Source organism: Halolamina sp., assembly GCF_036626355.1.
GTDB lineage: Archaea > Halobacteriota > Halobacteria > Halobacteriales > Haloferacaceae > Halolamina.
The window spans coordinates 13,993-27,651 of the sequence record NZ_JAZKRY010000038.1 but is presented as its reverse complement, the minus strand read 5'-3'; the positions used below and the strand labels follow the sequence as shown (position 1 = coordinate 27,651).

Annotated in this window: 17 protein-coding genes and 1 tRNA gene; 12 read left to right on the top strand and 6 right to left on the bottom strand. The window is 65.4% G+C overall.

Going from position 1 to position 13,659, the window contains the following annotated elements:
• A partial coding sequence (locus tag V5A38_RS07835; protein WP_332325201.1) for a hypothetical protein occupies positions 1-255 on the bottom strand: 255 nt, incomplete at its 3' end.
• Between the two features lie 129 nt (positions 256-384).
• Here V5A38_RS07835 and V5A38_RS07830 point away from each other — a divergent pair.
• The 3 genes from V5A38_RS07830 to V5A38_RS07820 all read left to right on the top strand — a co-directional run bounded on the left by V5A38_RS07830 (position 385) and on the right by V5A38_RS07820 (position 3,947).
• Positions 385-1,590, top strand: coding sequence for an acyl-CoA dehydrogenase family protein (locus V5A38_RS07830; RefSeq protein ID WP_332325200.1), 1,206 nt, complete (start codon positions 385-387; stop codon positions 1,588-1,590).
• A gap of 66 nt (positions 1,591-1,656) precedes the next feature.
• The gene (locus tag V5A38_RS07825; RefSeq protein ID WP_332325199.1) at positions 1,657-2,229 is read left to right on the top strand and encodes a MaoC family dehydratase; all 573 of its coding nucleotides are present in this window, start codon (positions 1,657-1,659) and stop codon (positions 2,227-2,229) included.
• 86 nt (positions 2,230-2,315) lie between these two features.
• Complete coding sequence (locus tag V5A38_RS07820; protein ID WP_332325198.1) at positions 2,316-3,947, top strand: lipopolysaccharide biosynthesis protein; 1,632 nt, start codon at positions 2,316-2,318, stop codon at positions 3,945-3,947.
• Here V5A38_RS07820 and V5A38_RS07815 read toward each other — a convergent pair.
• A complete protein-coding gene (locus tag V5A38_RS07815) occupies positions 3,939-4,808 on the bottom strand; it encodes a hypothetical protein (RefSeq protein WP_332325197.1) in 870 nt (289 codons plus the stop codon). The two genes, V5A38_RS07820 and V5A38_RS07815, sit on opposite strands and share 9 nt — an antisense overlap.
• Positions 4,809-4,857: 49 nt before the next feature.
• Positions 4,858-5,892 carry a GTP 3',8-cyclase MoaA gene (gene moaA, locus V5A38_RS07810; RefSeq protein WP_332325196.1) on the bottom strand — a complete coding sequence of 345 codons (1,035 nt, stop codon included), beginning with the start codon at positions 5,890-5,892 and terminating at the stop codon, positions 4,858-4,860.
• Positions 5,893-6,073: 181 nt separating this feature from the next.
• Between moaA and V5A38_RS07805 the strand changes: the two genes are divergently transcribed.
• The 3 genes from V5A38_RS07805 (at position 6,074) to V5A38_RS07795 (ending at position 8,210) form a co-directional block, all read left to right on the top strand.
• Entirely contained in the window at positions 6,074-7,129 is a 1,056-nt protein-coding gene (locus V5A38_RS07805) for an Mrp/NBP35 family ATP-binding protein (protein WP_332325195.1), read from the top strand.
• Positions 7,119-7,505, top strand: coding sequence for a hypothetical protein (locus V5A38_RS07800; RefSeq protein ID WP_332325194.1), 387 nt, complete (start codon positions 7,119-7,121; stop codon positions 7,503-7,505). Before V5A38_RS07805 ends, V5A38_RS07800 begins: the two co-directional genes overlap by 11 nt.
• 69 nt (positions 7,506-7,574) lie before the next feature.
• A complete protein-coding gene (locus V5A38_RS07795; RefSeq protein WP_332325193.1) occupies positions 7,575-8,210 on the top strand; it encodes a uracil-DNA glycosylase in 636 nt (211 codons plus the stop codon).
• A gap of 65 nt (positions 8,211-8,275) precedes the next feature.
• Here the strand turns inward: V5A38_RS07795 and V5A38_RS07790 are convergent, their stop codons facing one another.
• Complete coding sequence (locus V5A38_RS07790; protein WP_332325192.1) at positions 8,276-8,482, bottom strand: hypothetical protein; 207 nt, start codon at positions 8,480-8,482, stop codon at positions 8,276-8,278.
• A 142-nt stretch (positions 8,483-8,624) separates the two neighbouring features.
• On the opposite strand from V5A38_RS07790, the gene V5A38_RS07785 reads away from it, so the two are divergent.
• From V5A38_RS07785 to V5A38_RS07775, 3 genes are all read left to right on the top strand, one after another.
• A complete protein-coding gene (locus tag V5A38_RS07785; RefSeq protein ID WP_332325191.1) occupies positions 8,625-9,383 on the top strand; it encodes a hypothetical protein in 759 nt (252 codons plus the stop codon).
• Between the two features lie 84 nt (positions 9,384-9,467).
• A tRNA-Ser gene (locus V5A38_RS07780) sits at positions 9,468-9,549 on the top strand.
• Positions 9,550-9,652: 103 nt separating this feature from the next.
• Positions 9,653-9,976: a DUF5785 family protein gene (locus V5A38_RS07775; protein ID WP_332325190.1), complete on the top strand. Its 324-nt coding sequence runs from the start codon at positions 9,653-9,655 to the stop codon at positions 9,974-9,976.
• Positions 9,977-10,104: 128 nt separating this feature from the next.
• Here the strand turns inward: V5A38_RS07775 and V5A38_RS07770 are convergent, their stop codons facing one another.
• Positions 10,105-10,293 (bottom strand): hypothetical protein, encoded by a 189-nt coding sequence (locus tag V5A38_RS07770; RefSeq protein WP_332325189.1) that lies wholly within the window; start codon positions 10,291-10,293, stop codon positions 10,105-10,107.
• 633 nt (positions 10,294-10,926) lie between these two features.
• Positions 10,927-11,616: a uridine kinase gene (udk, locus tag V5A38_RS07765; protein WP_332325188.1), complete on the bottom strand. Its 690-nt coding sequence runs from the start codon at positions 11,614-11,616 to the stop codon at positions 10,927-10,929.
• A gap of 125 nt (positions 11,617-11,741) precedes the next feature.
• On the opposite strand from udk, the gene V5A38_RS07760 reads away from it, so the two are divergent.
• The 3 genes from V5A38_RS07760 (at position 11,742) to V5A38_RS07750 (ending at position 13,399) form a co-directional block, all read left to right on the top strand.
• Positions 11,742-12,995, top strand: coding sequence for an ABC transporter substrate-binding protein (locus tag V5A38_RS07760; protein ID WP_332325187.1), 1,254 nt, complete (start codon positions 11,742-11,744; stop codon positions 12,993-12,995).
• A gap of 70 nt (positions 12,996-13,065) precedes the next feature.
• Complete coding sequence (locus tag V5A38_RS07755; RefSeq protein WP_332325186.1) at positions 13,066-13,233, top strand: hypothetical protein; 168 nt, start codon at positions 13,066-13,068, stop codon at positions 13,231-13,233.
• On the top strand, positions 13,214-13,399 hold the full coding sequence (locus V5A38_RS07750; protein ID WP_332325185.1) for a hypothetical protein: 186 nt from the start codon (positions 13,214-13,216) through the stop codon (positions 13,397-13,399). The genes V5A38_RS07755 and V5A38_RS07750 overlap by 20 nt, the downstream gene beginning before the upstream one ends.
• Positions 13,400-13,659: the final 260 nt, after the last annotated feature.

Genomic DNA, 13,659 nt, shown 5'->3' with positions numbered 1-13,659 from the left:
TCGGTTCGCGTCGCCGTCGTCCGACGCGCCTGTTCGGTTCGCGTCGCCGTCGAACCCGGTTACGGATCCAAGGTCGTGCGCCTGCCGGTAGTACTCACAATCCTCGGCCGGGGCGAGGTCGTGGCGGGCGGCACAGATGTCCGCGCGCATGGGCTGGACGAACTCGCCGACGACCGTACAGAACGGACGCTGGCGGTCGAACTGCGTGTCGTTGCCGGCGTCCCGATACTCCAGATGCTCACAGCTGTCGGCCATAGCCGACTGTTGCGGCGTCACCACAAGAAGCTACGTTCGCTGGCAGCGCCCGAGTCCTGAACACCGAAGGCCCCTCCAATCTCGCCGCGTGCGAGGGAGTTATGTCCGCCCGAACCGATGCCACGGACGATGCCACACCCCGTCCGCGGTAGCGTCGATCTGAGCGAGCAACAGCGACTGGTCCGGAAGAGCATCCGCGAGATAGCGGGCGAGTTCGACGACGCCTACTGGCGCGACCACGCGCGGACGGGCGAGTATCCTCACGAGTTCGTCGACACACTCGCCGACGAGGGGTGGCTGGGCGCGCTCGTCCCGACGGAGTACGGCGGCGCCGGGATGTCCACCCCAGAAGTGGTCGTGATGATGGAGGAGATCGCTGCCAGCGGCGGCGGCTTCAGCGCCGCCCAGGCCATTCACGGGAGTATCTACAACACGCGACCACTCGTGAACTACGGCAGCGAGAAGCTGAAGCAGGAGCTCCTGCCGAAGGTCGCCTCGGGGGAGGTGTCGATCCAGTCGTTCGGCCTGACCGAACCCAACGCGGGCTCGGAGTCGACGGCGATCGAGACGTTCGCGGAGAAAGAGGACGAGGAGTACGTCATCGACGGTCAGAAGATCTGGACCTCACGAGTGGACGTCTCGGACTACATCGTGCTCGTCGCCCGGACCACCCCCGAAGACGAGGTCGAGAAGCCGACGAAGGGGATCTCCATGTTCCTCGTCGACCTCGAGGACGCCTTCGAGCAGGGCGGGCTGGAGATCGAATCTATCGAGAAATCGGTGAGCGAGTTCGTTCACTCCTTCGAGATGTGGTTCGAGGGGCTTCGCGTGCCCGAATCCAGCCTCATCGGTGCGGAGGGCGAGGGGTTCTACCAGGTGCTCGACGGGCTGAACGAGGAGCGGCTGGCAATCGCCGGCGAGTGTCTGGGCCTCGGCGAACTCGCCGTCGAGGCGGGCGCGAGTTACGCACGCGACCGGGAGGTGTTCGGGAGTCCTATCGGATCAAATCAGGCGATCCAGCACCCGCTCGCGGAGGCCCACGCCCGCGTGCAGGCCGCAAAACAGCTCACCTACCACGCCGCGATACACGCCGACGAGCTCCCCCGGGAACAGCTCGGCGCCCACGCGAACATGGCGAAGTTCCTCGCCGCCGACGCGGCGTTCGAGGCTGCCGACGCCGCCGTCCAGACCCACGGGGGCTTCGGTGTGGCGACCGAGTACGACGTGGAGCGCTACTTCCGCGAAGCTCGGCTGACCCGGCTGGTCCCTATCGCACAGGAGCTTGCGCTCAACTACGTCGGCGAGAAGGTGCTCGACCTGCCGCGGTCGTACTGACCCCCGTTCCGCAGGCCGACCCGGACTGGGCCGTACGTTTATGCTGCCACTGCTGGACCGTTGGCTATGGCACGCGACAGCGACGACGACGACGGCGACGGCGGCAGGCGCCTCGTCCCGGGCTGGGAGGGGCGCTACTACGAGGATTTCACCGTCGGGGATATCTACAAACACCCGTACGGCCGGACGGTGACCGAGACGGACAACGTCTGGTTCACCAACGTGACGATGAACCTCAACCCGATGCACTTCAACGAGGCCTACGCGGCCGAAACCGAGTTCGGCGAGCGCCTCGTCGACGGCACGTTCGTCATCGCACTCGCCGTCGGGATGAGCGTCATCGACGTCTCCGCGAACGCCACGGCCAATCTGGGCTACGACAAGATCCGCCACCGGGGGCCGGTCTTCCACGGCGACACGCTGTTCGCAGAGAGCGAGGTCATCGAGAAGCGGGAGTCCGAATCCCGCGACCACGTCGGCATCGTGACCACGGAGCTCCGGGCCTACACCCAGGACGGTGACCTCGTTCTCTCGATGGAGCGGACGCCGATGGTGCTCAAGCGGTCCCACGCCGAGCCCACCGCCGCAGCACCGACTGGCTGGCCCGACGGGATCGGCACCCAGCCGGAGGAGCTCTGAGGAACGCTTCGACCGGCCGGTGTCTCGGGACCACCGTCGAGCACTGTATCGCACCGCTTAACCACCTCTTGCCAGTAGCCGCCAGCGTGTCCTCCGGTCAGTCTGACGCATCGGACAGTGGGGAAATCGCGGAAGCGGTCCCGGGCACCGACGCGGAGACGGATTCAGCTGGCGGCCCCGCCGACACTGACGCGGTCACCGAACGACTCGACGACGCGCTGGAGCGGGTGGCCCACGGCGCCGCGGTCTCGGTGCCGAGCATCCTTCTCCAGCGCGGGCTGACCGTCGCGTTCACTGCCGTGCTGACGAACGGGTTCGCCGCCGCGCCGTACGGGCTGTTCGCGCTGGCCCGGCGGCTCCAGCGCTATCTCTCTCGCATCGTGCTCGGCTTCCGGAGCGGGCTGAGCCGCTATCTCCCGACCGCTGACAGCGAGGAGCGGGAGGCGCTGGCGACGTTCGCCGCGATGTTGCTGCTCGGGGTCGCCACCGTCTTCGGCGCCGCGCTCTATCTCGCCGCGCCGGCGGTCACCGAGATCGCCGACAAGGGCCAGACGTTCCGGACGCTCCTGCGCGTGTTCGCGCTCGGGACGCCCGCGAGCGTCTGGCTGTTCACCGTCACGGAGGTGCTCCGCGGGCTGGAGGCGGTCGGCCCGCTGAACCTCACGCTTCGGATCGCGTTCCCCGCTGCCCAGCTATTGGTCGGTATCGTCGGGACGTTTCTCATCGGCGATATCGTCGTCGTCGCCGGCGGCGTACTGTTCGTGATGGCCGCAGTCGGCTTCGGGGCAGCGGGGTGGCTCTACCGAGTGAAAGGGTTGCGACCGCGGCTTCGCCCCGGGGGTTCCGACGGCCTCGACCTCCCGGCGCTCCGCCGGCGCTACCTCAGCTTCACCGTCCCGCTGTTCCTCGGCGGCTTCGCGACGACGACCCAGCGCCTGGGCTTCTACCCGCTCATCGCGGTCTTCCTCTCGGGCGTCGCCGGCGGCGTGTTCGCCGTCGGCGTGCTCGTCTCGGGGCTGGTTCGGCTGCCGCTGATGGCGATCAATCAGTTCATCCCGCCGGTCGCCGCCGCGCTCACCGACGAGGGCCACAGCGAGGCGCTCTCGCGGCTCTACCACGTCACCAGCCGGCTGGTACTCGTCGGCGTCACCGCGATGGGGGTTCCGGTCATCATCTACCGGGTCAGCGTGCTGTCGGTGTTCGGCCCGACGTTCGTCGAGTCCGCGCCGCTGCTCGTCGCGTTCGTCGTCGCGCAGTTCGGCGCCTGCGCCGCGGGGAGCGTCGGCATCCTGCTCCGGATGACCGACAACCAGCGCGCGCTGTTGGTGGTGAACGTGTTGATCACCGGCGTGCTCATCGTCACCGCGATTCCGCTCACGGTTCGCTACGGGCTGACCGGCGTCGTCGCCAGCTATCTGCTGATGCTCTGGCTCAACAACGGGATCGAGGTGGCTGTCCTCTACTACCTCGAAGGGCTGCAGCCGTTCACCCGCCGGCACGGCTACGCCCTCGTTGCCGCGGTTCCCTTCGTACTCATCGCACTCCTCGTCCGCGGGCTGCTTCCCGGCCCGGTTGGCGCCCTCGTCGGAACCGGACTCGGCTTCGTCGCCTACGCCACAACCCTGGGCCTGCTGGGATTCACCCCCGTGGAACGCCGACTGGTCGGCACGCTGATGGCCAGATACAGAGCGGTCGTCGGCGATTTGTCGCTACGTTGAACCGCGCTCGTCGGGGGGCGTCGAGAGCGCGGCACGGTTGGGTCGTCTCCCTCGAGGCAGCCGCGTACCCAGTCCCTCAGCGTCAGTCAGATCAGCGACGAACACCAGTGTCGCGGTGTCGAACACCAGCCCCACTGGCGCGAGGCCGACGATGCCGAGCGGAATCCCCAGAATGGGGACGTTCGCGACGACGAGCGTCGCCGGGATGGAGATAGCGACGACGGCGAGCGCGTAGCCGACCGCGTACCGCAGGTAGGCGCCGCCGTCAGTCGCCAGTGAGACGCTCCAGGATAGCGCCTCGCCGAGGCCAGCGTCGTGGAGGACGATCAGATAGGGTGCGGCGTAGAGCAGGTAGCCAAGCACGAAAAACGCCACCAGCCAGAGAACCACCAGCGGCGCGAGCGAGCGGGCTGCGAGTGTGAACAACACCGGCGGGAGGAAGAGGCCCAACAGAAGGACGGCAAAGCCCAGGAAGCGCTGCCAGTACGCCCCGACCGCGGCGCCGAACCGCGGCTGGTCACCTCGGAGGCCCCGATGGAGGCCGCCGAGGTAGCCGGCCAGCAGCACTCCCTGAAGCACCAGCCCGAACGCAAAGAGCCCGATGCCGAGGCGTGTCCTGGGGCCGGAGAACTGCACGCCGCCGCCGACTGCGGGTGTCGAGACGAACGACCACGCGTCGGTGACCGGTAGCGGCGCGCCGAACGAGATGCCGGCGTGGAAGTCGTGGTCCGAGCGAAGCAGGTTCTGGATTTTCGTTCCGTTCAGCGCCGCCACCACCAGCGGGACGAGCGCGTAGTACCGGAGATTGTGCGCGGAGAGCCGGTCCCACGCGCCACGCAGACGAACGAGGATGGAGGGCATCACCCCCGAGTTTCACGGAGAGTACCTAAAACCTGCTGACGATTTCGGCTCAGTCCGCCACGTTGGTGCTGATGTATTTCTCGTTGATCTCGTACTCGCCACGCTCGTTCTCGACGAGATACTCACCGTAGTAGGGGACTCGTTCGGCGACGACCGCTTCGAACGTCTCGCGGATCTCCTCCCGGCTCATCTCGCCCATCGATTTCAGGTCGTCGTTACGGTTGAGACAACCCTTCAGATACCCCTCGTGTGTGACCCGAACCCGGCCGCAGTTGGCACAGAAGCCCGCGTTCTCGACCGGGTCGACGATTTCGACCATCCCGCCCTGGAACTCGTCGAGTTCGGAGGGCTGGGGCGCCGCGGCGACGGATTCGGCAGTGTCAGGGTTGACGAAGTACCGCCGCCGGTCGTGCATCTCCCGGTGTTCGATGTGCTCGGCGATATCACCGAGCCAGTCGTGGACGCGCTGGATATCGATGTTCCACTCCGGGCGCCCGGTGAGTTCGGGCATATACTCGATCAGCTGGAGCTGCAGGCCTTCGTTCTCGGCGACGTGGTCGACCATCCCCTCGACGAAGCCGGCGGTGTGCTCGAAGACGACCATGTTGAGTTTCACCGGCTCGAGGCCGGCATCGACGGCGGCCTGGACGCCCTCCATCACCTTGTCGTAGGCCCCGGATTTGGTGATTTCGGCGAACTCGTCGGGGTCGAGCGCGTCCTGGGAGACGTTTACCCGGTCGAGTCCGGCCTCTTTGAGGTCCTCAGCGCGGCCGGGGAGGAAGGTCCCGTTGGTGGTCATCGAGACCTCCATCTCGTCGGGCGCGCGCCGGATAATCTCCTCCAGGTCGTCCCGAAGCATTGGCTCGCCGCCGGTGAGTTTCACGGAGTCCACGCCGTACTCCGCAACGACGTCGAGGAACCTGACCACGTCGTCGGTCGCCATCTCGTCGTCTTGCGGGTCCATCGGGCCGCGGGTGTCGCCCAACCCCTCGTTGTGACAGTACACGCAGTCGAAGTTACACCGGTCGGTGAGTGACACCCGGACCCCTGTCACTTCTCGTCCGAAATCGTCCGAGAGCGGCATTTACACGATGATGTGACCGGAAGGGCTTAAACAACCGGGTGTTGGCGGACTGGATGTAACTACTAACAGTTTCGTAACTGACCGGGCGCTGGGCGAAACTGGACACATAGTTGGCAAGAAGCCGATGATTGGGAACATCTCGGGTCAAAACCCTCATTAGCGTCACGCGCGACTCCTACGCATGGACGAATCCGCCGTACGCGACCTGCTCGCCGAGGTTGAGGACCCCGCTCTTGGCGATGACCTCGTCTCGCTCGGGCTGGTCAACGCCGTCGCCGTCGAGGACGGAACGGCGAAGATCTCACTCGCGCTCGGGGCGCCGTACTCTCCCCACGAGTCGGCCATCGCCACCGAGGTCCGAGAGCGCATGACCGACGCTGGACTGGAGGTTGAGCTGTCGGCGAACGTACCCGAGGAAACAGACCCGGACGAGCAGGTGCTGCCGGGCGTGAAGAACATCATCGCCGTCGCCTCCGGGAAGGGCGGCGTCGGAAAGTCGACGCTTGCGGTCAACATCGCCGCCGGGCTCTCGAAGCTCGGCGCCCGCGTCGGCCTGTTCGACGCCGACGTCTACGGGCCGAACGTCCCGCGGATGCTCGCAGCCGACGAGGCACCGCGGGCGACGGAGGAGGAGCGCATCATCCCGCCCGAGAAGTTCGGTGTGAAGCTGATGTCGATGGCGTTCCTCTCGGGCGAGGACGACCCCGTTATCTGGCGTGGCCCGATGGTCCACAAGCTGCTGACCCAGCTCGTCGAGGACGTGGAGTGGGGGAACCTCGACTACATGGTGCTCGACCTGCCGCCGGGCACCGGTGACACACAGCTAACTATCCTGCAAACGCTGCCCCTCACGGGCTCTGTCGTCGTCACGACGCCCCAGGAAGTCGCCGTCGACGACGCCCGCAAGGGGCTGCGGATGTTCGGCAAGCACGAGACCCCGGTGCTCGGCGTCGCCGAGAACATGGCCTCGTTCCGCTGTCCGGACTGTGGCAGCGAGCACGACATCTTCGGCTCCGGCGGCGGCCGGAAGCTGGCCGAGGAGAACGACCTGCCGTTCCTCGGCGGTATCCCCCTCGACCCATCCGTCCGCGAGGGCGGCGACGAGGGCACGCCCGCGGTGCTCGGCGAAGGTGATACCGCAGACGCGTTCCGCGTGCTCACGGAGAACGTTGCCAACAACGTCGGCATCATCCGCCGACAGGGGGCACAACAAGGTGTCCGCCGGGATGCCCAGTAACGAGTCCGACGACGCGGACGGCGAGCGCGAGGCGGCCCACAGCGAGGTCGCAGACGGCGACTGCGGGGGCGAGCCAGCCGCGGCCGAACCGGACGCCGAGGAGGCCGCCGGCGTCGACTGGGAGATGGCGCCCGACTCCGATGCCACGTTTCCGGAAGATCCCGAGAAGCGCGAACTGCTCCGAGCGGTTGCCGAGGAGGTCCGCGCCCGCGGCGACTCCTCGGAGGCCGACCAGGTATCGGCGTTTGTCTACCGCGTCTCCGACCTTTACGAGGAGGGCGAGGAAACCTCGCCCGCGGAGATCTACCTGAACATGCGCCACATCATGGAGATCAAGGCCAGGGGCGGGCTGAACCGCGGCCGCGACGACGAGTAGCCGACCAGACTGGGACCGGTAGCCCGACACACCCGAACCGTTTTGCGTTTCAAACGACCATCCAGCATCGTGGACGCTCATCAGGACGAACTGTCGAACCCGTTCAGCATGGACGAGGACTGCCGGAACTGTCCGGCACTCACAGACTGTCGCGAGGCGATCGTCCACGGCTACGGCGACGTCGGCGGGGAGTTCGTTTTCGTCGGCGAATCGCCATCCGACGCCGCCGAGGCGACGGGTGTGCCGTTCACCGGCGACGAGGCGGGCCAGCGGCTCCAGCGGATGCTCGGCGAACTCGGCTTCTCGCGTTCGCCGCCGGACGCCGAGGAGCCAGCGCTCCAGAACGCCTATCTTACCCATCTCGCGCGCTGTCGCCATCCCGAACGAGCAGCACACGACGACGAGGTCCGGAACTGTGAGCCGTTTCTGAACGCCGAACTGCGGATGATCAACCCGCATATTATCGTTCCGATCGGCCAGCGCGCGCTGGAGGAACTGGCCATCGAGTACACCACACGTCGGCCAGAGAGCTTCGATATCGAGGCCGAGCATGCGACGACTATCCGCGGACGCGGGTTCGAGCTGGTGCCGATGCGTCCGCTGGAAGAACAGACCGAGGCACAGGAAACAGCGTTCGTCGACCACGTCCTACAGAACGTCTTCTCACGGGACTACCGGCAGACGAAGGGACGGCGGAGCCGGTAACCTGCGCCACCGGTTGCCTGTGGCACGGGACCCCCTCACTGCGCCGCCAGGACCCGAGTGCTCAGTTACCAGTACGCCGTCTCGTTCGGCTGGCCCTGCGAGCCGACAGCGACCCCAGCGACGACACTGGCGACACAGAGTGTGAACACCAGCGCGCTCGCCGCGAGGACGTCCGAACCGGGGAGCAGGCGGACGTACGTTACCAGCGCGCCCAGCGCCAGCGCCGTGACGACGCCGAGGGTGAGCCGGCCGACTCCACGCATCCCGAACATGGCTGTGGGGTGACGTGGCTCGTGTATAAATGGCGACGGTTCGGGTGGCGGGGTAAATCATCGTCGTCGAACCGCCGCGTTTCGGTGCCGCGAGGACACCGGTTTCGGCGCGTTGAAATGCGTCGCCGGCCGAGTGTCGATGATGTCTGTCATCGTCCTGGTAACCGACCCGCCCCGCCCCGGCCTGGTCCTCCCTGATCTGGCGGAGACAAGCCCGTTGACCAAGGAAGGGACCGCCGAACTCGCCGCGGCGATGGCGAAAGACGCCATGCGCGCTATCGACCGCACGGGCGGGGACCTGCTCGTGAACTTCCGACCGGAGGATCTGCTTCCGGAGGAGCACCGCACCGAGACATCCGCCGAGGCGGAGGTGCGCGCGCTCGCCGCAGATGCACTGGACGACCCCAGCGTCGCACGCTTCGAGCCCCAGGTCGGCTCGACACAGAGCGCCCGCGTGGGCAACACGGTGACTCACCTGCTCCGTGAGGAGGAGGCTGACTCCGTCGCGGTGCTGACCGGCACCACGCCGTTCGTCACCCGCCCAGGTATCGACCAGGCGGCGATGAAGCTCCGGAGCAACGAAGTCGTCCTCGGCCCGGGCCACGGCGGCTCGATCTACTACGCCGGCTTCACCGACACCGTCGATTTCAGCGACGCGCTGGAGACACCGCCGCTCTGGCATCTCACTGACGCGGCCCGTGACGAGGGGTACGAGACGGAGTTCCTCCCGATGCAGCCGACGGTCCGGACCGGCGACGAACTCGCGACGGTCGTCGCCCGCATCCGCGCCCGCGTCGCCGCCGAGCGGGTGGTACCGGAGTTCACCGCAGCGCGTGTCGAGGAGTGGGGGCTGCTCGTCGAGGCGGGCGAGGACGGGTCACCGGAACTGGTTCGGCGGTAGGGTTGTCGGATTGGGGGTTGATAGCAGCGGTTCGAGGATGGTCCGGTAGGTTCATTTCTTTCGGGTTGGAAGGAGGGATGTCGTGGTGGGATGGCAGAGTGGCCCATTGCGCCTGCCTTGAAAGCAGGTGGCGCAAGCCTCCTGGGTTCGAATCCCAGTCCCACCGCATTCTGACCGAACTGAAGAGCGGCGCGTCTCCCGAACGTCCGCCCTAACCGAGCTAGCAACTGAACGCAAAAGCTTTGCCCGGGCCGGGACAACCGTCGTCAATGAGCGACACTGGCGACTGGCCACACGACCCGGACGGCGAGAAGGGGAGCGAAGGCATGCGCAAGTACGGGCACGCAGTGCTCGCGAAGAAGATCGACGAGGAGGAGGACTTCCCGCTGTCCGCCGAGGAGTACGTCGCCGAGTACGGGGACGACCCGATCCGGATCAGCTCCGAGCAGGTCGCCTCAGTCGAGGAAATCTTCGAGGGCGTCGACCAGGAGGAGTTCGAAGATTTCGTCGAGTTCCACCAGGTGCTCGGTGAGGCGATGCGCGAGAATGGCTACTGGTCCTACGAAGGCTCTGAGCAGTTCGTCGACGCCTGAGCCGTCGCGACTGCATACCTGTTCACACGAGATACGGAGTAAACGCCAGCGGCAGCGACAGAGCCCCGGTATCGGGTCTGTGGGGGCCGCGGCTGGCTATCGCGAGATTCGGACGGAGGGAACGAGAACTACTGCTCGTCGACGAGTTGTTGCATCGCGGTGGTTTTCTCTCGAACGTACACCGGGCAGGACTGTTCGGTCGTGAGTTCGTGGACGAGTGATTGCCGAACGTCGTGGCTACACGAGGCTTTGAACGTCTGCAGATGGGGACAGCACGCACAGCAGTTCGGAAACGTGAGGTCGTCGTGCCCCGCCATATGGGAGTGTGTAACAAACTCTGCGGAATAAATCTTCTGTGCCAAATGTTCCAGCAGTTGGAGACGTGTTCACTGTCGCTCACCGTCTCGGCGCTGCGTGAACGCTCTGACTGCGAGAAACACGTACACGAACCCAACGACTCGTCGTATTCCAGTGAACCGATCGTTCCACGTGACTCGCTCCGGCTCTTCGTACAGCAGGTCCGTGGCGAATTCGCGGTACAGTCGTGGAGACAGGAGGGGAACGACACCGAAGACCCCAGTAAGGTTCATCATCCAGGCAGACGCCCGTCCGCCAACTAGACTGGCGACAGCTACGAGCACACCCTCGATGCGTATCCCTGAACTGAGCCACGATTTGGTCGAGTACTCACCGGGGCTCTCGATGAGTACGGCTTCGTACACGTCGATTATTCCGTCTGGGAGCAGTGCTGAGAGGACCCCGAGTCGACCGATTAGGCTCGGACCGTCGTCGGACAGTACGCCAACTGGAGAGATGAGTGGTACTGCGAGTTCTCACGCGCCGGTAACGAACGCGATTGGACGAACAACACTCGGGACGCATACCTACGTAGCAAACACCGGCCCAGTTACAGCCGAAATCGGAAGAGAGAAGCCGGATTTCCAACGACGTTACTGCTCGTCCAGGTCGAGTCGCCCGCCGAGTTCCTGTTCGATCGCGCCGCGCTCCCAGGTCCGGGTACCATCGCCTGCGACCTCGGCTTTCACCTTCTCCTCGAGAAGGTTCACCGCCACGGAGTTCGCCCCCTCGGGGATGAGAAGGTCGGCGTGTTTCTTCGTCGGTTCGACGAACTGCTCGTGCATCGGCTTCACCGTCGAGAGGTACTGGTCCATGACGTCTTCGAGTTCCCGCCCACGCTCGATGACGTCCCGGCGGATGCGCCGATGGATGCGGACGTCGGCGTCAGTCTCGACGTAGAGCCGCAGGTCGAGGATTTCGTTGATCGCTTCGTCGTAGAGTGACAGAATCCCCTCGAGCACGACGACCTCCGTCGGGGTGACCGTGACGGGCTCCGCGTTCCGGTTGTGCTGTTCGAAATCGTATTCGGGCATCTCGATGGGCTGGCCCTCCGAGAGCGTCCGGAGACGCTCCCTGAGCAGCTCCCATTCGAACGCCGAGGGGTGGTCGTAGTTGACTGATTCCCGTTCCGCCAGGTCAAGGTGGCTCAGGTCCTCGTAGTAGTTATCGAGCGGGATGCGAGTCACCGACTCGCCGACGTTCTCGGTGATCAACCGGGCGACGGTGGTTTTGCCGGCGCCCGTCCCGCCCGCGATAGCGATCACGAACGAGGGAATACTCATTGCCGGACTCAGGACTGGACGTCGTTTCAACCTGCTGTTTCGGGACCCTCAGAACGGTTCTAACGGGTCATTAACCGGTAAGAACTGAGGAAGGTTTATGTGTGACCTGGGCTACCAGTCCGCATATGGTACGAGAATTCAACCGACGAGACGTACTCGGTAGTTTCGGTGGAGCAGCCTTGGCGGGCCTCGCCGGATGTATCTCACAATCCGGCGGCGACGAGAGCTTCGAGGCAAGACTCGGTGTGCTGCTCCCGTTGACGGGAGACCTCGCCTCCGTTGGCAAGCCGATCCGCGACGGGGCGATCCTCCCCAAGAACGTGATCGAGAGCGGCGACGCCCCCATCACCATCGACCAACGGGTCGAAGACAGTCAGACCGACCCGCAGGCGGCCGTGTCGACTGCCGAGGACCTCGTCAACGCGGGCTATCCGATGATTACCGGGCCCGCGTCCTCGGGCGTGAACATGCAGGTCACCCAGGAGTCGCTGATCCCGAACGGTGTCGTCGGCTGTTCGCCCTCCTCGACGTCGCCGAACGTCACCACACTCGACGACGACGACCTCATCTTCCGAACCGCACCCTCCGACGCGCTTCAGGGGCAAGTGATGGCCCAGGTCGGCAGCGAGAACCTGGAGAGCAACTCGGCCTCGGCACTCTACGTCAACAACGACTACGGGCAGGCGTTGTTCGAGTCGTTCAACGGCGCCTACGAGGACCGCGGCGCCACGGTGGAGACCGGTGTCGCGTTCCGGAAGGAGAAAGACTCCTACACGACCGAACTCGGTGAGGCGATGGAGAGCGACCCGGACATGCTGGTCGTCATCGGCTACCCCGCCTCGGGGATCCAGATCTTCCGGGACTTCTACTCGGAGTACAGCACCGACACGGACATCCTCGTGACCGACGGACTCCAGAGCGGAGACCTACCAGGCAACGTCGGCGAGGAGATGTCGAACGTCTACGGGACGGCGCCGCTCCCGTCCGGGCCGGGCAACGACGCGTTCGTCCAGCAGTACGAGGACGAGTACGACCGGTCCCCCGGCGTGTTCAACGCCCACGCCTACGACGCCAGCGCGGTGCTGCTACTGGCGGCAACGAGAGCGGGCGAAAACGACGGTGACACGATCAAAGAGGAGATGCGGACGGTGGCCAATCCGGGCGACGACTCCGGAACGGAAATCAGCCCCGCGAACCTCATCGAAGGGATCGAACTCGCGTCCCAGGGAGAGCCGATCAACTACGTCGGCGCCTCCTCCTCCGTCGACTTCGACGAGAACGGCGACATGAAGGCCGTCTCCTACTCCTTCTGGCGCTTCGATACGAGCGTCGACGGGAACATCGAGCAGGTCAGCACCGTCGAGTTCGGCGGCAGCTAACGACCCCGTTTTCGCTCACCACCCGATTTTTCCCAGATCGTAGTTGTAACCCCCGTTCACACCGGAACCCATGGTCGAAATCCGAACCACTGACGAGAGTGTGGATTCGAGCGGCACGACGCTCGTCGAAGAACTGCCGGGCGTCAGGCTCGTCGAGAAGATCGCCACCGATCACTTCATCGAGAGGCTGGAGATGTCGCAGTTCGCCGAGATCCGGAGTGGCGGCATCCGCCCGTGACGGTGATGACGGGGACGTGAACCCCCCGATCAAACTGTACGCAGAGCTCGACGAGCAGCGAGTGGCGCTCCCGAGCAACGTTTCGGCCCACGTGATGGACACGGCGCTGTTCGCCGAGTGTCTTACCAACTGGGTGGTCGAGCACGACGTGCTCCCATCTATCTAAGCGGGCTCCCCGACAGGTGGATTGCCCACGAGGTCCCCACGGTCGAGAGACTCGGTGTCGGCGATGGGACGGAGAAGCTCAACGCAGGGGGCACACGCGCTCATCAAGCTCGGGGTCAATCCGATCGCCAGCCACGTGGAGACTCACCGGCTGGTCGACGAGTCCGAGGCGGTCATGGCGCAACGCAAGGAGTGGCCAAACGAATGGAGCAGGCTGACCAGCACGAGGGCTGACAGGGCTCCTGAACCGGGATGTGTCAG